Genomic DNA, 19,047 nt, shown 5'->3' on the forward strand with positions numbered 1-19,047 from the left:
GAAAGAAAAAAGGGGGGGCCGGGGCGGCAAGGGTGGGGCTTGTGGCCCAACAAAAAGGGCTGCAAAAGCAGCCCTTGGGGATCACCGTCAGAACACCGGGTGTCCGGTGATCAGTGACGGTAGCCAGGTGGAGAACGCTGGCACATAGGTCACCAGGTTGATGGCCACCCATATCGCCAGGTAGTAGGGCCACGCGGTTTTGGTTGCCTCACCAATCGAAATATTGCCAATGGCACAGCCGACAAATTGCACCGTCCCTACCGGCGGATGCACCAGCCCCAGCGCACAGTTCAGCAGCAGCATCATGCCGAACTGCACCGGGCCCACGCCCATCTGGATGGCCAGCGGCAGGAACAGCGGTGTGGTGATCAGGATGTGGGCCGCCATGTCCAGGAAGATGCCCAGGAAGATCTGGATGATGTTGATGTACAACAGCATCAGCCACGGAGTGGTGGTGGCGTGCAGCAGCGCGGCTTCAATCGCATCTGGAATTTCCAGGTACGCCATTTGCCAGCGCAGCATGTTCGACACGCCAATCAACAGCAAGATCACGCCGGTGGTCTTGGAGGCTTTTTTCAGCGCCATCACCACTTTGGCACGGCTCATGGTGCGGTAGATCACGCTGGTCAGCAGCAGCGAATAGGCCACCGCAATCGCTGCGGCCTCGGTCGCTGTGGTCACGCCGCCCATCACGCAGCCCAGAATCACGCCGATCACCATCAGTCCGGGAATGGCTGCGATGAAAGTAGTCAGCACGGCTTTCCAGCCGGGGAATTTCTCCAGCATGGACGAGCCGTCAGCCCGCTTGGGAAAACCGTTTTGCACGGCTTGCCAGTAGGCGGCGATCAGCATGCAGACCATGATCCAGAACACCGGCACCAAGCCCGCAAACATCAGGTCGCCAATCGACACACCGCGGATCACATGGCCACCGATCATGCCGGTGGCCGCTTGGGCGGCGAAGGCATAGATGATCATGTTGTGCGAGGTGGGCATCAGCGCGCCGGTCAGCGACGCGTGGGTGGTGACGTTGACCGCGTAACCGGCGCTATAGCCTTCGCGCTTCATGATGGGGATCATCACGCCGCCCATGGCCGAGGTGTCGGCAATCGGCGAACCCGACACACCGCCGAACAAGGTGCTGGCCATCACGTTGGCCAGGCCGAGCCCGCCGCGCATGTGGCCGACCATGCTGCGCGCAAAGTTGAGAATCTTGTCGGCAATGCCACCGTGCAGCATCAGCTCACCCGAGAAGATGAAGAACGGAATGGCCAAGAACGAGAACACGTTCATGCCCGACACCATCATCTGCATGGCCGTGGCCAGTGGCAAGCCTTCCACCGCAAAGGTGGCCAGACAGCTCAGGCCGATGGCAAACGCCACCGGCACCCCGAGCACCAGAAAGAGCAAAAAGCTCAAGGAAAGTACAGCAAGTTCCATGGTCAGGCAGTGGTTTTCTTTGTAAACAGTGCCAGCATGTGCCTCACTGAAAACAGGATGATGAGGACGCCGGCAATCATGGGCGGTACATAGCGCCAGGCTTCGGAGATACCCAGCGTAGGAATGGTGTCGTGGCGCGTCGATGCAGCCATGTGTTCACAGCCATACAGCAGCACGGCGGCAAAGGCGATGGTTAGCAGTTCGACCACTACCAGACACCAGAACTGGCCTTTGGCGGGCAGGAGTTTGACGGCTGAATCCAGGCTGATGTGGCCTGCATCGTGCACACCGGCGGCGGCACCAAACATGGCAACCGAGATGACCAGCAGCAAGGCAACCTGCTCGACATAGGCGGGGGCGTCATTGAATGCATAGCGCATCACGACACCGTAGATGACTACGAGTCCCAATGCCGCCAGGCACACACTGGCCACGCGCAACACCCAGTTGGACAGGTGTGCACTCAGTGAATTGAGTAAATTCATGGTGGTTACTTCTCAAGCGTTCTGCCGCCGCGCGTCCACAGAGCTGGGACGGCGGCGGCAGAAGTGGGCTTATTTGACGTTGACGATCTCTTGCACCAGAGCCTTCAGTTCAGGCGTGGTGGCAAACTTGTCCCAGACGGGCTTTTCCACGTTCACGAAGCTGGCCTTGTCGATTTCGGCTGCGGGGATGATCTTCGCGCCGCCCTTGAGCACGGCGGCCTTGGCATCTTTTTCCTTGGCATCCCACAGGGTCACGTAGTAGGCAACCGAAGCTTTGGCGGCCTTGCGCAGTCCGGCTTGCTCCACCGGTGTCAGCGTGTCCCAAACCTTCTTCGAGAAGACCACGACTTCGGGTGTCATCACGTGCATGGTTTCAGAGAAAATGCCAGCCGACTCGTAGTGCTTGGCTTCTTCGTACGAAGGGATGTTGTTTTCAGCGGCATCGACTAGGCCAGTCTTCAGACCAGAATACACCTCGGCCATGGGCATGGGGGCAGGCGATGCGCCCATGGCGGTGACCATCGCGACGGCCAGGTCAGATGGCTGCACGCGGATCTTCAGGCCCTTCATGTCGGCTACCGACTTGATCGGCTTCTTGGCATACATTGAGCGCGAACCGCTTTCGTACATGGCCAGACCAATGAAACCGGCTTTGTCGAAAGACGCCAGAATCTTGTCGCCTTCGGCACCGTAGATGGCTTTGCGGAAGTGCGCCAGGTCACGGAAGATAAATGGGAACGACGGAATCATCGACTCGGGCACGATGCCGTTGAACGATGCCAGGCTGACGCGCACCATGTCGATGGCACCAATCTTGACTTGTTCCACGGTGTCCTTTTCGGAGCCCAGGGCGCTGTCGCCAAACACCTTGATGTTGTCTTTGCCGTTGGTGGACTTGCTCAGCTCGTCACCCATGTACTTCACCGCCATGTTGGTGGGGAATTCTTTGGAATGCACGTCGGCCGAACGGAAAGTGCGGGCTGCGGCGGTACCGCTGACAACGCACAGGGCGGCTGCGGCGATCAGGCTGATCAGGGGGCGGTGGAAAGTCTTCATGTCGATTCCTGTTGAGTGGCTGAGGAGTGATAAAATTTATCAGTCATCCTACAACCCAAAAACAAAATGACACAAAGGGTAAACCCCTGTTTGTGGCCGAATCACCCCAGCTTGGCGGTGTCCAGGGGCTGGCTTTTGCGCAGCCGTTCGCGGCTGTTCGACAGGTGGGTGCGCATGGCGGCGCGGGCCGAATCGCTGTCCTGGTCGCGGATGGCGTGGTAAATGCTCTCGTGCTCGCCATGCACTTTGAGCAGGTAGGCCAGCCGGCCCTCGGGCACGTTCTCCAGGGTCTTGACGCGGGTGCGCGGAATGATCATTGTGCCCAGGTAGGTCATCAGGTCGGCAAAGTGCTGGTTGCCGGTGGCGCGGGCCACTTCCATATGGAACTGGAAGTCGGCCGGTACGCCATCGGACTCCAGCGGAATCGCGTCCTTGAAGTCTTTCAGCGCCAGCTCTAGCTGGGCCAGGTTGGCCGGGGTGCGCCGCTGGGCAGCCAGCCCGGCAGCCTCGGTTTCCAGGCTGATGCGCAGCTCCAGCAGGGCGATCACGTCGGCCACGGTGGCAAAGTCTTCGGGGGCGATCTTGAAGTTGCGGGTGTCGGGCGGCTCGATCACAAAGGTGCCGATGCCGTGCCGCGTTTCCACCAGACCCGAGGCCTGTAGTTTGGAGATGGCCTCGCGCACCACGGTGCGGCTGACTTCGAACCGGGCCATGAACTCGGCTTCGGTGGGCAGCTTGTCGCCGGGGTGCAACTGGCCTTTGCGGATGTCGGCCACCAGCGCGTCCACAATCTCAAACACCAGACCCCGCGTGCGCCGGGGGCGGGCCAGAGCGGCAGAGGAAGCCGGGGAGGGCGGGGGGATGGGCGTGGAGCGCGCGCTGGAGGCAGACAAGGTGGGGTCTAATTTCGCAAGGGTTTGTGCGGATGCCATTAAAAAAGCCTTGACATGGAATGAAGTGGTTATCAGAATAGCTAGTTGTCAGACAACACATGACTGATGTGTAAGTCTATGCAATGCATAGTAGCAAAGCCCCAGTAAAAGTCCAGCGGATGAAACCCAGGTACGCAAGGCGAGCCCAGTCGGAGCCAGTGTTGTGACGTAAAACAAGTTAACAGGAACCTATATGGCCATCAAGTTGCACGAGAAAATTTTGTTAACCGGCGCCGCCGGTGGCCTGGGCAAGGTTTTGCGCGAGAGCCTCAAGCAAAACTGCACCACGCTGCGATTGTCGGATGTAGTGGACTTCGGCGCTGCCGCCGAAGGCGAAGAAATCATGCTGGCCGACCTGGCCAATGCGGCCCAGGTCGATGCGATGGTGCAAGGCGTGGATGCCATTGTCCACATGGGCGGCAAGTCGTTGGACGGCCCGTTCGAGCCCATCATGATGGCCAACATCCTGGGGGCCTACAACCTGTACGAAGCCGCCCGCAAATTTGGCGTGAAGCGGGTGGTGTTTGCCAGCTCCAACCACGTCACCGGCTTTTACCGCCAGGACGAGACCATCACCGCCGATGCACCGGCCCGCCCGGACGGCAACTACGGCCTGAGCAAGGCCTTCGGCGAAGACCTGGCGCGCTACTACTTTGACCGCTACGGCATTGAAACCGCCTGTGTGCGCATCGGCTCGTCCTTCCCCGAGCCGCGCGACCGCCGCATGCTGGCCACCTTTTTGAGCTTTGACGACCTGCACCGCCTGATCACCGCCTGCCTGACCACGCCTGCGCTGGGTTTCAGCATCATCTTTGGCATGTCCAACAACGCCGTTACCTGGTGGGACAACAGCCGCGCCCGCCATATCGGCTACGTGCCGCAAGACAGCTCGGACATCTTCCGCGAGGCCGTCTACGCCCGCACCCCGCCGCCTGACTTCAGTGACCCTGCAGCCCTGCACCAGGGCGGTGCGTTTGTGCGCATGGGACCTTACGAGGCATGAGCACGGTGACTGTTGTTTCCAGCGTCCGCGACCGCGTGGGCGAAAGCCCGGTGTGGTCGGTAGCCGAGCAAGCCCTGTACTGGGTGGATATCAATGGCCAGCAGATCCGCTGCTGGTCGCCCGCCACGGACACCGTCCACAGCTGGACCGTACCCGAGCGCGTCGGCTGCATCGGCCTGACCGCCACCGCAGGCACCCTGGTGGCCGCGATGGAAACCGGCATTTTTGCCGTGACGCTGCTGAACGCCCCCGAGGTGCGTGTCGAGTGCCTGGCCAGCGTCACCCACCCCGCGCCCGGCATGCGTTTCAACGACGGCCGCTGCGATGCGCAGGGCCGCTTCTGGGCCAGCAGCATGGTGATGGACATGGGCCTGGCTTCTTCCGTAGGCCGCCTGTATTGCCTGGATGCCACCGGCCTGCACGCCGTGCGGCTGGATGGCTTGCAGTCCACCCCGCTGGACGGCCTGATCACCCCCAACGGCCTGGCATTCAGCCCCGATGGCGGCACCGCCTACCTGTCCGATTCGCACCCCAGCGTACAAAAAATCTGGGCTTTCGATGTGGATGCCAGCGGTAATTTGCAGCACCCACGCCTGTTTGTCGACATGCAAGCTCTGCCGGGCCGCCCGGATGGCGCAGCGGTCGATGCCGAAGGTTGTTACTGGATCTGCGGCAACGACGCAGGTCGGGTGCACCGCTTCAATCCGCAAGGCCAGCTGGTCGAGTCGCTGGAGGTGCCCGTGGCCAAGCCGTCCATGTGCACGTTTGGCGGGGCGAACCTGGATGTGCTGTATGTCACCTCCATCGTGCCGGGCACGGTAGACGCGGCAGCGCCCGGGTTGAATGGGGCCGTGTTTGCCCTGCAGCCGGGTGCGTGTGGCGTTGCCGCACCCGTGTTCACCCAGTTCCCGGCTAACAAGCCTTAAATACGGCATAAAACAGCCTCTAGCGTATATATCCATTGCACTAGTAGCTATTAAAATCATAGTAAACCATCTTTCACGTTCACCAAAGAGACCACCACCATGCATCCCCAAGAACTCAAAACCATCATGGGCTCCGGCCTGCTGTCCTTCCCCATCACCGACTTTGATGCCAACGGCGACTTCCGTCCCAGCACCTACATCAAGCGCCTGGAATGGCTGGCCCCCTACGGCGCATCGGCGCTGTTTGCCGCCGGTGGCACGGGCGAATACTTCTCGCTGGTGGGTGCCGAGTACAGCCAGGTCGTCAAGACCGCGGTGGACACCTGCCGTGGCGTGGTGCCCATCATTGCCGGTGCTGGTGGCCCTACCCGCATGGCCATCGCCCATGCGCAAGAAGCCGAACGCCTGGGTGCCCACGGCGTGCTGCTGCTGCCGCACTACCTGACCGAAGCTGGCCAGGAAGGCCTGATTGAGCACGTGGCCCAGGTCTGCAACAGCGTGAAGTTTGGCGTCATCGTCTACAACCGCGACCGCACCAAGCTCACCCCGAATTCGCTGGCCATCCTGGCCGAGCGCTGCCCCAACCTGATCGGCTTCAAGGACGGCGTGGGCAATATCGAAACCATGTCTTCCATCTTCATGAAGATGGGCGACCGCTTTGCCTACCTGGGCGGCTTGCCCACGGCCGAGGTGTATGCCGCCGCCTACAAGGCGCTGGGCACGCCGGTGTACTCGTCGGCGGTGTTCAACTTCATCCCCAAAACCGCCATGGACTTCTACCATGCCGTCGCCGCCGATGACCTGCCCACGCAGCACAAGCTGTTGAAGGAATTCTTCATGCCTTACCTGACCATCCGCAACCGCGTGGAAGGCTACGGCGTGAGCATCATCAAGGCCGGTGCCACCATCGTCGGCCACGACGGCGGCCCGGTGCGCGCCCCCCTGACCGATCTGAAGCCCGCCGAGATGGAAGAACTCGCCGCGCTGATCGCCAAACTCGGCCCACAATAAGCAGACCACCATGACCCAAAAACACGACAACTTCATCAACGGCCAATGGGTCGCTGGTGCCAGCTACACCCCCAACATCAACCCATCCAACCTGGGCGACGTGATCGGCGAGTACACCCAAGGCGACGCGGTCCAGCTCGACGCGGCCGTGCAAGCCGCCCAAGCTGCTTTCCCCGCCTGGTCCACCGGCAACGTGCAGGCCCGCGCCGACGCGCTGGACAAGATCGGCACCGAAATCCTGGCCCGCCGCGAAGAGCTGGGCACCCTGCTGGCCCGCGAAGAAGGCAAAACCAAGCCCGAAGGCATTGGTGAAGCTACCCGCGCAGGCAACATCTTCAAGTTTTTCGCCGGTGAATGCCTGCGTTTGACGGGTGAGATCGTGCCCTCGGTGCGCTCTGGCGTGGCGGTGGAAATCACCCGCGAACCGTTGGGTGTGGTGGGTTTGATCACCCCCTGGAACTTCCCCATCGCCATCCCCGCGTGGAAGATTGCCCCGGCCCTGGCCTACGGCAACTGCGTGGTCTTGAAGCCCGCCGATCTGGTGCCCGGCTGCGCCTGGGCGCTGGCCGAAATCATCAGCCGTAGCGGCATCCCCGCAGGCGTGTTCAACCTGGTGATGGGCCGCGGCTCGGTCATCGGCGATCCGCTGGTCAACCACCCCGGCATTAACGGCATCAGCTTCACCGGCTCGCAAGGCGTGGGTGGCCGTATCGCCCAGCAGTGCGCAGTGAACCTGAAGAAGGTGCAGCTGGAAATGGGCGGCAAGAACCCGCAAATCATCCTGGACGATGCCGACCTGGCCCAGGCCGTCGAGCTCAGTGTGCAAAGCGCCTTCTTCAGCACCGGCCAGCGCTGCACCGCATCCAGCCGTTTGATCGTCACCGACGGTATCTACGGCAAGTTCGTGGAAGCCGTGCAGGCCCGCATGGCTACGTTGAAGATTGGCGACGCGCTGGCGGCCGGTATCGACATCGGCCCGGTGTCGTCGTTGTCACAGCTGCAGCAGGATCTGGACTACGTAGCCATCGGCCAGGCCGAAGGCGCCCAGCTGGTGGCAGGCGGTGCCCGCCTGGAGCGCACCACCGAGGGCTTCTACATGGCCCCGGCTTTGCTGCTGGACACCACCTCGGCCATGCGCATCAACCGCGAAGAAGTGTTCGGCCCGGTGGCCAGCGTCATCCGCGTGAAAGACTACGAAGCCGCTCTGGCCGAGTCGAACAACACGCCGTTCGGCCTGTCGGCGGGCATTGCCACCACCAGCCTCAAGTACGCGACCCACTTCAAGCGGCACAGCCAGGCCGGCATGGTGATGGTGAATCTGCCCACTGCGGGTGTGGACTACCACGTGCCGTTCGGTGGCCGCAAGGGCAGCAGCTATGGCTCGCGCGAGCAGGGCCGCTATGCGCAAGAATTCTTCACCACCGTGAAGACCGCGTACATCGGCGCATGACCGGAGCCTGACCGGCATGCCGCGTGTCGTCCTGTTTGGCGAATGCATGCTGGAGCTGCAGGGCGAGGCCTTCGGTTCCATGCAACAAGGCTTTGGCGGCGATACGCTCAACACCGCCGTCTACCTGGCGCGGTGTTCGGCCGACCTGCAGGTTGGCTACGCCACGGCTCTGGGCGACGACAGCCTGAGCAGCGGCCTGCTGGCGCGCTGGCAGGCCGAGGGCCTGGACGTGTCGCTGGTGCAGCGCCTGCCGGGCCGCATGCCGGGTTTGTATTTGATCGAGGTGGATGCCCAGGGCGAGCGCAGCTTTAGCTACTGGCGCGACCACAGCGCGGCCAAGGCGTATTTCGATATGCCCGAGACCCCGCTGGAGCAGGCAGCCGACCAGATCGACGCGCTGTACTGCAGCGGCATCAGCCTCGCCATCCTGCCAGCTGCGGGCCGCGAGCGCCTGTTCGCTGTGATGGCCCGCCTGCGCGCACGCGGTGCCGCCGTGATTTTTGACAACAACTACCGCCCCCGTCTGTGGCCCAGCCGTACCGAGGCGCTGGACTGTTTTGACCGCGCCTACAGCCTGGCCAGTATCGCCCTGGTCACGGCCGACGACGAACAGGCGCTGCGCGGCCTGGCCACGCTGGAAGCCGCCGTGGAAGCCGCATCGGCCCTGCCATGCCCCGAGGTGGTCATCAAGCGGGGCCGCGATGCCACCCTGGTGTGCACCGCCAGCGGCGTGCAAGAGATCGCCACCGAGCGGGTCGAAAAAGTGGTGGATACCACCGCGGCCGGAGACTCCTTCGCCGCAGGCTACCTGGCCGTGCGTTTGCAAGGCGGCAGCACGGTCGCCGCCGCCACCCAAGGCAACCACCTGGCCGCCCGCGTCATCCAGTACCGCGGAGCCTTGATTCCGTTGGCGGCGATGGTGGATCTGGTGCTATAGAAAATAGAGCTAATAGTGTAGGTATTACTTGCGCTAGAGGCCGGTTTTCTTTAAATTTTTAAAGCATCCCCGCCACCCGGTCTCCCAGCGCCAAACAACCCGTCAAGCCCGGCGACTCGATCCCAAACAGATTCACTAACCCCGGCACGCCGTGTACGGCCGGGCCCTGGATGAGGAAGTCTTGGGCTGCTTCGCCTGGGGCGTGGATTTTGGGGCGGATGCCTGCGTAGCCTGGCTGCAGCGCACCATCGGGCAGGCCGGGCCAGTACTTGCGTACTTCGGCGTAGAAGGCTTCGCCGCGCGCCGGGTCCACCGCCAGGTCGTCGGGGCTGTCCACCCACTGCACGTCGGGGCCGAACTTGGCCTGGCCGCCCAGGTCCAGTGTCAGGTGCACGCCCAGCCCGGCGGATTGTGGGGCCGGGTAGATGAGATGCTGGAAGGGTGCCCGCCCACTCAGAGTGAAGTAGCTGCCCTTGGCGAAGTAGGGCGTGGGAACACAGCGCGCATCCAGCCCAGCGCAGCGGCGGGCCAGGGCCGGGGCCTGCAGCCCGGCGGCGTTGACGACGCTGCGGGCCCGTAGCCGGGTGCCATCGCTTGCTTTCAAAATAATAGCGATATGCGTAGATTTCATATGCGCTAAAGGGCTATTTAATGCCAAAATTCCACCGGCGTGCTCCAGGTCGCCCAGCAGCGCCTGCATCAGCGCGTGGCTGTCGACGATGCCGGTGCTGGGCGACAGCAGCGCGCCGCTGCATTCCAGCTGCGGCTCCAGCGCGCGGGCGCTAGCGCGGTCCAGCACGACCAGGTCGTCCACGCCGTTGGCAGCGGCCTGGGCACGGATGTGTTCAAGTTGGGCCAGCTGCCCGGCATCGGTGGCGACGATCAGCTTGCCGCAGCGCTGGTGGCCAATGCCACGTTCGGCGCAGTAGGCGTACAGCATCTGTTTGCCGCGCACGCACAACCGCGCTTTGAGCGAGCCGGGCGGGTAGTAAATGCCCGCGTGGATGACTTCGCTGTTGCGCGCACTGTTGCCGGTGCCGATGGCATGGGCGGCTTCCAGTACCAGCACCTCGCGGCCCTGCAAGGCCAGCGCTCGGGCGACAGCCAAGCCAACGACTCCAGCGCCGATCACCACGGCATCGACCTGCTCCATCTCAGCCCAGCTTGTCGCGTTGGGCCAGACTGGGGAACAGCCTGAGCCACAGCACCGCCACGATCAGCGTGCCGATGCCGCCCAGCACCACCGAGCCCACCGGCCCCAACATCGCGGCGGTGGCGCCCGACTCAAACTCACCTAGCTGGTTGGATGCGCCGATGAACACCGAGTTGACGGCGCTGACCCGGCCACGCATTTCATTCGGCGTTTCCAGTTGCACTAGGCTTTGCCGCACCACCACGCTGACCATGTCGGCACCGCCGGAAATCCCCAGCGCTGCCAGCGACAGCAGCAGGCTGGTGGACGCGCCAAACACCACCATGCACACGCCGTACAGTGCTACCGACAGCAGCAGGGTGCGGCCCACTTTGCGCTGCAGCGGCCAGCGCGTCAGCACGATGGAAATCAGCAGCGCCCCGACAGCCGGGGAGGCGCGCAGCAAGCCCAGGCCCCAGGGCCCCGTGTGCAGGATGTCTTTGGCAAACATCGGCAGCAAGGCTGTGGCCCCGCCCAGCAGCACGGCAAACAGGTCCAGCGACACGGCACCCAGAATGGGTTTTTTCTCCCAGATGAAATGCACTCCGGCCAGCACGCTGCGCACCGTCATGGGTTCGCGCGGCGGCGGCACGTGGTCGTAGCGCAGGCCCGACAGCAGCACCACGCTCACGCCGAACAGCAGCACGCCGGTGGCGTACACCGCGCTGGCCCCGGCCAGAAAGATGGCTCCGCCCAGCGCCGGGCCGCCGATGGTGGCGGCCTGCATGCCTGCGGCACTCATGGCCATGGCGCGTGGCAGCAGGGCAGGGGGCACCAGCAGCGGCGTGAGGGCTTGCTGTGCAGGCATCTGGAAGGCCCGGGCAGCCCCTAGCACCAGCGACACCAGCAGCAGCCATTCGCGGCTCACCCATTGCGCGTGCGTGACCCACAGCAGGGTCACCGCCACCAGCGCCTGCAAGGCCACACAGGTGGCCACAATCCGGCCCCGGTGCACCCGGTCGGCCACATGCCCGGCCACCAGCGATAGCAGCAGGGCGGGCAGGAACTGCAGCAGCCCCACCAGGCCCAGGTCCCAGGCGCTGGCGGTCAGGTCGTACATTTGCCAGCCCACGGCCAGCATCAAAATCTGGCTGCCCAGCGTGCCAAAGACGCGCGCAATCCACAGGCGCATGAAGGCGCGTTGCTCAAAAAGGGAGTTCAAAAGGGGGTCTTTTCTGGAGGTTGAAAGAGGGCCGTGCACGGCCGCCCAAACATCATAAGGGCGCACCCGGTAGCGGCGCGGGCGGGTGCTGGGTACGATGGTGCCGGGGCATCCCTCCCACGGAGACACAGGCATGGCAAAAGCGGCTCCCCATTCAGTCAGCGCGTCGGCGCGAAAGTTCCTGCACCAGGGCGTTCGCAAGCTGTTTGCCCCGGCGCCGCGGCCCCTGCGGTTTGCGGTGTACCGCTCGTTTGTCGATTGCGACCCCGCGCCCGCCGCCAATTTGGTGCTGAAGATTGCCGAGACCCGCGAAGAACTGGAGGCCTGTTTTGGCCTGCTGCACGATGCCTATGTGAACGCGGGTTTCATGCAGCCCGACCCCAGCGGCATGCGCGTCACGCTCTACCACGCGCTGCCCACCACCACCACCCTGTGCGCCAAGATCGACGGGCAGGTGGTCGGCACCATTTCCTTGATCCGCGAGAGCGTGTTTGGCTTTCCGCTGCAGGCGATTTTTGATCTGCACCAGGTGCGCGAGGTGGGCGGAAACATCGCCGAGGTGTCGGCCCTGGCGGTGCACCCGGACTTTCGCAAAACCGGCGGGGCGATCTTGTTCCCGCTGATGAAGTTCATGTTCACCTACTGCGCTACCTATTTCGACACCCGGCATATCGTGATTGCGGTGAACCCAAACCGCATCGAGATGTACGAGTCGCTGTTGTTCTTCGAGCGCCTGCGCGCCACTCCGGTAGAGCGCTACGACTTTGCCAACGGCGCGCCAGCCGTGGGGGCGAGCCTGGACCTGTACGCCGCGCCGCAGCTGTTCAAGCATGTCTATGGCCCCAAAAGGCAGCGCAAAAACTTGCACAGCTACTTTATGGAACTGGAGTTGCCCAACATCCAGCTACCGCGCCGCCGCTACTTCACCACCAACGACCCGGTGATGACACCGGAGCTGCTGGATTACTTTTTCAACCAGAAAACCCCTGGCTTCGAGCGCCTGGATGCGCGCAAAAAAGCCTTGTTGCACACCATCTACAACCTGCCGGAATACCTGCCCGTGCTGCCCGGCATGGCACCCACCGCCGAAGCCGGTGCGGTCCATCCGCTGCGGGCGCACCCGCGCTTTTCGCTCAAATGCCCGGCCGAGCTGCGGCTAGAGCGCGCCGAAGACACCGAAATCCACACGCTGGATGTCATTGAAATCTCCAGCGGCGGTTTCCAGGCCCACTGCGCCAGCGCGCTGCCCCAGCAACTGTGGGCTGGCGTATGGGTGCATCTGGGAGAGGGTGAAAAATCCACCGTGCGGGCGATGGTGGTGCGGGCCAAAGACGGGTTTTTTGGCTTCAAAATTGAAAGCCCCGATGCCGTATGGCAGCGTTGCGTGCGGGTGCTTGAATCCGGCACCACGCACGCGCACGCTATTCTTTAAATAGCGGCCTGCGCAGGTAGAATATGCGCTAGAGGCCTGTTTTTCTTAAAATTCAATGAAGATAGTCGCCGTCCGGGGCGCTGGACGAGACGTTGAAGAAGCTGGTGCCGGTGGTGCCCCGGCCAATTTCTTCTTCGGTGGCTTCGCGCACACCGGCCACGCCCAGCTTCAGGCGCAGCGCCATGCCGGCCAGCGGGTGGTTGCCGTCCAGCACCACGTGCTCGGGGTAGATTTCGGAGACGATGTACAGGCCGTGGCGGGGCACTTCGGGGCTGATGCCTTCGGGCAGGGTGCTGCCGTCAAAGCTCATGCCTTCTTCGAGCACATCGGGGAACAGGCCGCGCGCTTCCAGGAAGATCAACTGGTCGTTGAAGTCGCCAAAGGCTTCCTCCGGCTCCAAGTGCAGTTCCAGCACATCGCCGACCTCGTGGCCTTGCAATTCATCTTCCACTTTCTTGAGCAGATCGCCGCCGCCCACTAAAAGTTCGACTGGCTCGTCGAGTACGTCCAGTTCCACGCCCAGAGTGTCCTTGAGCGTCCAGGTCAGAGCGACCACACATTGTTGGGTAATTTCCATAGGAGAATTGTCGCAGTTTAGGCAACAGCCTTCATGACACACCCAAGGAACTATGTGGACACCACCCAAATTTTGCCGCTGCTGGGCGGACTCAGCCCGCAGCAATTCATGCGCGACTACTGGCAAAAAAAGCCTTTGCTGATCCGCCAGGCCATTCCCGGCTTCCAGGCTCTGCTGGACCGCAGCGCGCTGTTTGCGCTGGCCGAGCAGGACGAAGTTGAGTCGCGATTGATTACCCAGACCGATGCCGGCTGGAAAATGAAAAACGGCCCCTTGCCACGCCGCGCCTTGCCGCCGTTGAAAACTCCCGGCTGGACTTTGCTGGTCCAGGGCGTGGACATCCACGCCGCCACCGTGCACGACCTGCTGCAGCAGTTCCGCTTTGTGCCCGACGCGCGGCTGGACGACGTGATGGTGAGCTTTGCCACCGATGGCGGCGGCGTCGGCCCGCACTTTGACAGCTACGACGTGTTCCTGCTGCAGGCCCACGGCCAGCGCCGCTGGCGCATCGGGCGGCAAAAGGACCTGAGCCTGGTGGACGGCGCGCCGCTGAAGATTTTGGCCAACTTTGTGCCCGAGCAAGAGTTCGTGCTGGAACCCGGCGACATGCTGTATTTGCCGCCGCGCTACGCCCACGACGGTGTTGCGGTGGGCGAGTGCATGACCTACTCGGTGGGTTTTCGTGCCCCGAAGCGCGCCGAGCTGGTCCGTGAACTCATGCAACGCATGGCCGAAGAGGCGGAGGATGCGGTTGGCGAAGCCTTGTACAGCGATGCAGACCAGCCCGCCACGGATACACCAGGCGCCATCCCGGCGGCGTTGCTGGACTTTGCGCAAACCGCGCTGCAAGAACTGCTGGACGACCCCGTGGCCTTGCAATGCGCACTGGGCGAGGTGCTCACCGAGCCCAAGGCGCAGGTCTGGTTTGAGGCCCACGAGCCGTCCGAGCCGCTGGGTGCCGTCACCCTGGACCCGCGCAGCCGCATGTTCTATGACGCGCAGCACATCTTCATCAACGGCGAAAGCTTCCGTGCCGCCGGGCGCGATGCCACGCTGATGCGCCGCCTGGCCGATGCGCGCACACTGGGGGCCAAAGAACTGGCCCGCGCCAGCGCCGATGCCCGCGCTCTGGTGCTGTCGTGGTGCGCCAATGGCTGGGTGCATTCCCACTGAAAGGTTTTGCCATGGACGACTTGCTGCCCACCCCCGATGTGTCCCAACGCCCCACAGGCCGCTTTCTGGGGCGGGTCGCATTTCAGCAGATGCTGCGCGATGCCCTGGCCTGTGCGGCGCATGAGGGCTGGCGCGAGATCATCGTCAGCGACCCAACTTTTGAGGACTGGCCGCTGGGTGAGCGGGACGTTTGCACATCTTTACACGCCTGGGCGCGGCCGGGGCGGCAGTTCACCATGTTGGCTGGCTCATACGACCAGGTGGTGCGTCGCCACGCTCGTTTTGTGGCCTGGCGTACCACCTGGTCGCACCTGATCGACTGCCGCGCCTGCCGCAGCGCCCATTCGCAAGACGTGCAAGATATCCCCAGTGCTTTGTATAGCCCTGTATGGACGATGCGCCGCCTTGATCTGGAACACAGCAGCGGCATTTGCGGCGATGACGCCCAGCGGAGGGTTTTGCTGCAGCAGGCGCAGAGCGAGTGGCTGCGCAAAAGCAGCCCGGCGTTTCCGTCGTCTACGCTGGGCCTGTAGTTTTCTTGTTGTATTTACGAGTAAGGGTTTTTGAGCATTGCAGAAGAAGAAGCTTATAATCGAGGGCTGAGTTGAAAGAGCTCGAGTGCTTTCTCTCGGTCACATACACGTAAAGTTATGCTGACGATTTCCGGAAATTGTTTCTACTCCCTATCTCTTTAAGGAATTTTCTAATGAACAAATCGCTTGTACTCGCGGCTTTGATGGCTGCTGTTGTTTTGGCTGCTTGCGGCAAAAAAGAAGAACCAGCTCCTGCACCAGCACCTGTTGTTGAAGCACCTGCTGCCGCTCCTGCTGCAGCAGCTGCTGAAGCTGCCGCTTCTGCTGCAACCGACGCTGCCGCTGCTGCTACCAGCGCTGCTGCTACCGCTGTGGATGCTGCCAAAGACGCTGCTTCCGCTGCAAAGTAATTCTTTTCAGAATTCTTGAAAAGCCACCGTAAGGTGGCTTTTTTTATGGGCGTTCGCCAAGCGCCCAGGGTCACTGCTTGCATTCCAGGTTTTACCCACAAACTACAAACATTAACCTAAGGGCATGTGCCCTAAGACGATGGAGAAATGTGTGGCAGATTTTGTAACGAGTATGGTTAGGTTTCTGGTTCGCGTGCTTGTCTTGGCGATGGGCTTGGTGTTTGCTGCCAGCCTGCTCTTGGTCGTGGTGGCGCTGGCCATCGTGTGGGGGCTGCGTGCGCTATGGGCCAAGCTCACGGGTCAGCCTATGACCCCTTGGGTCATGCGTGTAAACCCAAGTGCGGGCTGGAGCAGGGCCTCCCAAGCGGCCAGTCGCTGGCAGCCTGCTGCCAAGCAGCCCAAGGGCCATACCAATACGGGTCGTGACTTGGCTGACGTGACCGATGTGCAGGCGAAAGAACTCTGAGTTTTGGTCTAAGGCGTAAACCTTGTGCGCATGCCGTTACTGCGGCGGTTGTGACGCAATACGAAGTCAGCATTTCACTAGGTTGCGCATGGCTGTGGTGAGCCGATGGTGAACACGAAGCATGTGTACGTCATCCTCTACTGTGGGCTCGATCTTCTTTGCATGGAATGGAGTTGGAGTACGTCTAAGAGTCGGAATTTTTTACACTTATGGTGATGAAAGTCCTCATTGTCATCCTAAGTTATTGATTTTAAACATCTTTGGAAAATGGCACACACATTGCTTCTAGTACTCTATCAAGTCCCCTTTCTTCAATTTAGGAGTTCATATGAAATACGCATTTAAAGCCGCCGTTCTTTCCGCAGCCGTAGCTGTTGCTGGGTTTGCTATGCCAGCCTTGGCAGCGCCTACACCTAGCTTTACCGTCAACACCTCGTTGTTCGGCTACGCTACGCCTGACTTCACTTCCAATTTCATCAATGGTTCCGCGTCCACTCTGGTTGCGTTGAATCCTGATGGCATTCACCAAACAGGTACTGGTTACACCCAGTTAACATCCTTCCAAGGTGTCTTGGCCGGTGATTCTGGTTTGGCTTTGAGCAATAATTTTGGTTATTCCATGTGGGCTGAGTTCAGCTACACCTTGGCGCTGGCCTCCGGTACCTATGCTGCACCTAACAGCACTTATACAGTGACTGCGTTGTCTTTCAATTTGTATGGTGAAACAAGCAACGGTGTAGCGAACAACAGCGTGTTCACTGCAGCCGATAACACTAATGCATCTAGCGGTACTGTTGTGCACTCTGCAGACACGGTACTGCTTGGATCTGGCTCATCGTTGGTGGGTGTTTCATCGCTGAATGACTTGCTGGGAACTTCGTTGAATTCCACGATGAGTTTTGCGTTGACAGCAGCTGGTTCGTCTTTCTTCATTGCCCCAGTTCCTTTTTATGACTTGGCATTCAGCAGCTTCACTAACACCAGCAATGGTTTTGCTGTGAACACTGCTACCGGTTTGGCTGCTATCAACAACGCTTCGGGTGGTGTTGACTTCAACCGTGTCCCTGAGCCAACCAGCGTTGCCCTCTTGGGCTTAGGCTTGGTAGCTTTGGCTGCATCGCGTCGTCGTCGTAGCGTGAAGTAATTTGAACCGTAGGGTATCAAACCAAAAAAGGGGCTTCGGCCCCTTTTTTTATGGAATTTTCAAATTTTTAACGACTGCTGCCGTAAACTTACAAAAGAAAATACTTCTGCGTGTCGTAAATTAGTTTGGAGAATTCGACGTGAACTTGCAAACATCTCTAAATAGCGAGATAGGTACTAATATTACCGGCCGCAGTAATCCAGTATTGGCAATTCACAAGCCAACATCTACCAGTGAAGTTCAACAACTCGTTCTGCAGTCACGCCGGAATAAAAGTCCGCTTTACCCAATATCTTGTGGCTTGAATTGGGGTTATGGATCCGCATCGCCTGCAACCCCCGGTTGTTCTCTGGTGGATCTAAGCGGGATGAATCGAATCCTTAATGCGGAAAAAATATCGATTTCAAATCCTATTGCCGTGGTGGAAGCCGGTGTTACCCAAGGACAGTTATACGATTTTTTGCAATCGCATTGCCCGGAGCTTACTTTTAATGTCACTGGATCGGCACGTGGCACAAGTTTAATTGGGAATGCATTGGATCGAGGTGTAGGTTATTTTGGGCCGCGTAAAGACGATTTATTTGGTTTGGAAGTGGTATGTGGGTCGGGGCAAATTATAAAAACTGGATTTCGACGATTAGGTGAAGACTCACCTTTGGCTCATAGCCATCCATTTGGATTAGGCCCTATGCTTGATGGGCTCTTTTTTCAAGGTAATTTTGGAATTGTGACGAGCGCTTGTTTTAGACTGATGCCGCGTCGTCCAAAAGAAGTTGCAGTGTCGCTGGCATTGCGCGATAGCTCGAATCTTGGTTTATTTATTGATGAATTAGGCCATCTTAAACGAGAAGGTTTGATGACATCGGTTACCCATATTGCTAATAAAGCGCGTAGCCAAGCCTCCATGATGTTTGGCATGACAAGTTATCTTAAAGAGTTCTGTAATTTCAATAGCGCTGATGCTTTAATCGAAGCTGAAAAGGCACTCCATGTCGTTGCGCCCAACGAATGGACGAGCCTTGGAGCAATTACAGGAAATGCGGGACAGGTAGCAGCAGCAATCAAAGAGATCAAGCAACGCATGAAGCGTATCGCTCGAGTTAGCGTGATTACGGACGGTTTATTAGACTTCGGGTACACCGTGATGCATAATTTGCGGTTTTTATCGTTTGCCCGTGCTAACGCTGCAGCTATTTCGGCAATTAGACCTTTGCATGCTCTTGCGCTAGGTGTTCCCACAGATGTAGCTATTGACAATTTGCTATGGAAATATGATCGTACAGATCTTAAGGCTATACAACTTGACCAATCTAATTGTGGTTTAATGTTTATTAGTCCAGCATTACCACCTGATGGGAAAATCGTGGTAAGTTTAATTGAGGGTATGAAGCAGTTGGCAGAAAAATATGGTCATGTTTTATATATGACGGTTAATATTGAAACCGCCACTTCATTTGTGGCTATCATTAATATATTATTTGACCGTAGTCATGTAGTTCAGGTTGATAATGCACATCGGTGTGCCGATGCGTTATTGAATTATATTCATGCGCAAGGTTTGGAAATTTATAGAGCGCGTGCAGATGTGATGGCTAATATTGTTTCTCGAGATCCGATGTATTGGCAATCAGTTTATTCTCTTAAAAATACTTTTGATCCTGATAATATTATTTCGCCAGGACGATATAATATTAATTAATATTATATATAAATCGTGT

The 19,047-nt window shown here is 59.8% G+C and carries 19 protein-coding genes; 11 read left to right on the forward strand and 8 right to left on the reverse strand.

What is annotated here, in order from left to right; translation table 11 throughout:
* Positions 1 to 87: 87 nt before the first annotated feature.
* The 4 genes from Q0T48_RS13305 to Q0T48_RS13320 form a co-directional block, all read right to left on the reverse strand.
* Entirely contained in the window at positions 88 to 1,440 is a 1,353-nt protein-coding gene (locus Q0T48_RS13305; RefSeq protein WP_295957099.1) for a TRAP transporter large permease, read from the reverse strand.
* A 2-nt stretch (positions 1,441 to 1,442) separates the two neighbouring features.
* Complete coding sequence (locus Q0T48_RS13310; RefSeq protein WP_295957100.1) at positions 1,443 to 1,925, reverse strand: TRAP transporter small permease; 483 nt, start codon at positions 1,923 to 1,925, stop codon at positions 1,443 to 1,445.
* Between the two features lie 69 nt (positions 1,926 to 1,994).
* Complete coding sequence (locus tag Q0T48_RS13315; protein ID WP_295957101.1) at positions 1,995 to 2,981, reverse strand: TRAP transporter substrate-binding protein; 987 nt, start codon at positions 2,979 to 2,981, stop codon at positions 1,995 to 1,997.
* A gap of 101 nt (positions 2,982 to 3,082) precedes the next feature.
* Positions 3,083 to 3,844: a FadR/GntR family transcriptional regulator gene (locus Q0T48_RS13320; RefSeq protein WP_295957204.1), complete on the reverse strand. Its 762-nt coding sequence runs from the start codon at positions 3,842 to 3,844 to the stop codon at positions 3,083 to 3,085.
* Between the two features lie 262 nt (positions 3,845 to 4,106).
* Here Q0T48_RS13320 and Q0T48_RS13325 point away from each other — a divergent pair, with 262 nt between their 5' ends.
* The 5 genes from Q0T48_RS13325 to Q0T48_RS13345 all read left to right on the forward strand — a co-directional run bounded on the left by Q0T48_RS13325 (position 4,107) and on the right by Q0T48_RS13345 (position 9,240).
* Complete coding sequence (locus Q0T48_RS13325) at positions 4,107 to 4,916, forward strand: NAD(P)-dependent oxidoreductase (RefSeq protein WP_295957102.1); 810 nt, start codon at positions 4,107 to 4,109, stop codon at positions 4,914 to 4,916.
* Positions 4,913 to 5,842, forward strand: a complete 930-nt coding sequence (locus tag Q0T48_RS13330; RefSeq protein ID WP_295957103.1) for an SMP-30/gluconolactonase/LRE family protein — start codon at positions 4,913 to 4,915, stop codon at positions 5,840 to 5,842. Before Q0T48_RS13325 ends, Q0T48_RS13330 begins: the two co-directional genes overlap by 4 nt.
* A gap of 99 nt (positions 5,843 to 5,941) precedes the next feature.
* A complete protein-coding gene (gene kdgD, locus Q0T48_RS13335; RefSeq protein ID WP_295957104.1) occupies positions 5,942 to 6,853 on the forward strand; it encodes a 5-dehydro-4-deoxyglucarate dehydratase in 912 nt (303 codons plus the stop codon).
* 10 nt (positions 6,854 to 6,863) lie between these two features.
* Entirely contained in the window at positions 6,864 to 8,303 is a 1,440-nt protein-coding gene (locus tag Q0T48_RS13340; RefSeq protein WP_295957105.1) for an aldehyde dehydrogenase family protein, read from the forward strand.
* A 16-nt stretch (positions 8,304 to 8,319) separates the two neighbouring features.
* Entirely contained in the window at positions 8,320 to 9,240 is a 921-nt protein-coding gene (locus Q0T48_RS13345; protein ID WP_295957106.1) for a sugar kinase, read from the forward strand.
* Between the two features lie 58 nt (positions 9,241 to 9,298).
* Here Q0T48_RS13345 and Q0T48_RS13350 read toward each other — a convergent pair whose 3' ends face one another.
* Together Q0T48_RS13350 and Q0T48_RS13355 are read right to left on the reverse strand one after the other, a co-directional pair.
* Positions 9,299 to 10,393 (reverse strand): NAD(P)/FAD-dependent oxidoreductase, encoded by a 1,095-nt coding sequence (locus Q0T48_RS13350; protein ID WP_295957107.1) that lies wholly within the window; start codon positions 10,391 to 10,393, stop codon positions 9,299 to 9,301.
* A 1-nt stretch (position 10,394) separates the two neighbouring features.
* On the reverse strand, positions 10,395 to 11,594 hold the full coding sequence (locus tag Q0T48_RS13355) for an MFS transporter (protein ID WP_295957108.1): 1,200 nt from the start codon (positions 11,592 to 11,594) through the stop codon (positions 10,395 to 10,397).
* A gap of 133 nt (positions 11,595 to 11,727) precedes the next feature.
* Here Q0T48_RS13355 and Q0T48_RS13360 point away from each other — a divergent pair, with 133 nt between their 5' ends.
* Positions 11,728 to 13,026: a GNAT family N-acetyltransferase gene (locus Q0T48_RS13360; RefSeq protein WP_295957109.1), complete on the forward strand. Its 1,299-nt coding sequence runs from the start codon at positions 11,728 to 11,730 to the stop codon at positions 13,024 to 13,026.
* A 52-nt stretch (positions 13,027 to 13,078) separates the two neighbouring features.
* Here the strand turns inward: Q0T48_RS13360 and Q0T48_RS13365 are convergent, their stop codons facing one another.
* Entirely contained in the window at positions 13,079 to 13,603 is a 525-nt protein-coding gene (locus tag Q0T48_RS13365; protein ID WP_295957110.1) for a peptidylprolyl isomerase, read from the reverse strand.
* Between the two features lie 54 nt (positions 13,604 to 13,657).
* On the opposite strand from Q0T48_RS13365, the gene Q0T48_RS13370 reads away from it, so the two are divergent.
* Positions 13,658 to 14,776: a cupin domain-containing protein gene (locus Q0T48_RS13370; protein WP_295957111.1), complete on the forward strand. Its 1,119-nt coding sequence runs from the start codon at positions 13,658 to 13,660 to the stop codon at positions 14,774 to 14,776.
* 11 nt (positions 14,777 to 14,787) lie between these two features.
* Positions 14,788 to 15,309, forward strand: coding sequence for a hypothetical protein (locus tag Q0T48_RS13375; RefSeq protein ID WP_295957112.1), 522 nt, complete (start codon positions 14,788 to 14,790; stop codon positions 15,307 to 15,309).
* A gap of 115 nt (positions 15,310 to 15,424) precedes the next feature.
* Here Q0T48_RS13375 and Q0T48_RS13380 read toward each other — a convergent pair whose 3' ends face one another.
* Positions 15,425 to 15,802 (reverse strand): hypothetical protein, encoded by a 378-nt coding sequence (locus Q0T48_RS13380; RefSeq protein ID WP_295957113.1) that lies wholly within the window; start codon positions 15,800 to 15,802, stop codon positions 15,425 to 15,427.
* A gap of 110 nt (positions 15,803 to 15,912) precedes the next feature.
* Here Q0T48_RS13380 and Q0T48_RS13385 point away from each other — a divergent pair, with 110 nt between their 5' ends.
* From Q0T48_RS13385 to Q0T48_RS13395, 3 genes are all read left to right on the forward strand, one after another.
* Positions 15,913 to 16,185 carry a hypothetical protein gene (locus tag Q0T48_RS13385; protein ID WP_295957114.1) on the forward strand — a complete coding sequence of 91 codons (273 nt, stop codon included), beginning with the start codon at positions 15,913 to 15,915 and terminating at the stop codon, positions 16,183 to 16,185.
* 328 nt (positions 16,186 to 16,513) lie between these two features.
* Positions 16,514 to 17,329 carry a flocculation-associated PEP-CTERM protein PepA gene (gene pepA / locus Q0T48_RS13390; protein WP_295957115.1) on the forward strand — a complete coding sequence of 272 codons (816 nt, stop codon included), beginning with the start codon at positions 16,514 to 16,516 and terminating at the stop codon, positions 17,327 to 17,329.
* 139 nt (positions 17,330 to 17,468) lie between these two features.
* Positions 17,469 to 19,028: an FAD-binding protein gene (locus Q0T48_RS13395; protein ID WP_295957116.1), complete on the forward strand. Its 1,560-nt coding sequence runs from the start codon at positions 17,469 to 17,471 to the stop codon at positions 19,026 to 19,028.
* The last annotated feature ends 19 nt before the right edge of the window (positions 19,029 to 19,047 follow it).

The sequence above is a fragment of the Rhodoferax sp. genome, from assembly GCF_025354435.1.
Classification (GTDB): Bacteria; Pseudomonadota; Gammaproteobacteria; order Burkholderiales; family Burkholderiaceae_C; genus Rhodoferax_B.

Bases quoted from the DNA above. Each gene is read 5' to 3' on its own strand.
- Q0T48_RS13305 (WP_295957099.1), bottom strand. From the start codon at position 1,440: ATGGAACTTGCTGTACTTTCCTTGAGCTTTTTGCTCTTTCTGGTGCTC.
- Q0T48_RS13310 (WP_295957100.1), bottom strand. From the start codon at position 1,925: ATGAATTTACTCAATTCACTGAGTGCACACCTGTCCAACTGGGTGTTG.
- Q0T48_RS13315 (WP_295957101.1), bottom strand. From the start codon at position 2,981: ATGAAGACTTTCCACCGCCCCCTGATCAGCCTGATCGCCGCAGCCGCC.
- Q0T48_RS13325 (WP_295957102.1), top strand. From the start codon at position 4,107: ATGGCCATCAAGTTGCACGAGAAAATTTTGTTAACCGGCGCCGCCGGT.
- Q0T48_RS13330 (WP_295957103.1), top strand. From the start codon at position 4,913: ATGAGCACGGTGACTGTTGTTTCCAGCGTCCGCGACCGCGTGGGCGAA.
- kdgD (WP_295957104.1), top strand. From the start codon at position 5,942: ATGCATCCCCAAGAACTCAAAACCATCATGGGCTCCGGCCTGCTGTCC.
- Q0T48_RS13340 (WP_295957105.1), top strand. From the start codon at position 6,864: ATGACCCAAAAACACGACAACTTCATCAACGGCCAATGGGTCGCTGGT.
- Q0T48_RS13345 (WP_295957106.1), top strand. From the start codon at position 8,320: ATGCCGCGTGTCGTCCTGTTTGGCGAATGCATGCTGGAGCTGCAGGGC.
- Q0T48_RS13350 (WP_295957107.1), bottom strand. From the start codon at position 10,393: ATGGAGCAGGTCGATGCCGTGGTGATCGGCGCTGGAGTCGTTGGCTTG.
- Q0T48_RS13360 (WP_295957109.1), top strand. From the start codon at position 11,728: ATGGCAAAAGCGGCTCCCCATTCAGTCAGCGCGTCGGCGCGAAAGTTC.
- Q0T48_RS13365 (WP_295957110.1), bottom strand. From the start codon at position 13,603: ATGGAAATTACCCAACAATGTGTGGTCGCTCTGACCTGGACGCTCAAG.
- Q0T48_RS13375 (WP_295957112.1), top strand. From the start codon at position 14,788: ATGGACGACTTGCTGCCCACCCCCGATGTGTCCCAACGCCCCACAGGC.
- Q0T48_RS13380 (WP_295957113.1), bottom strand. From the start codon at position 15,802: ATGCAAGCAGTGACCCTGGGCGCTTGGCGAACGCCCATAAAAAAAGCC.
- pepA (WP_295957115.1), top strand. From the start codon at position 16,514: ATGAAATACGCATTTAAAGCCGCCGTTCTTTCCGCAGCCGTAGCTGTT.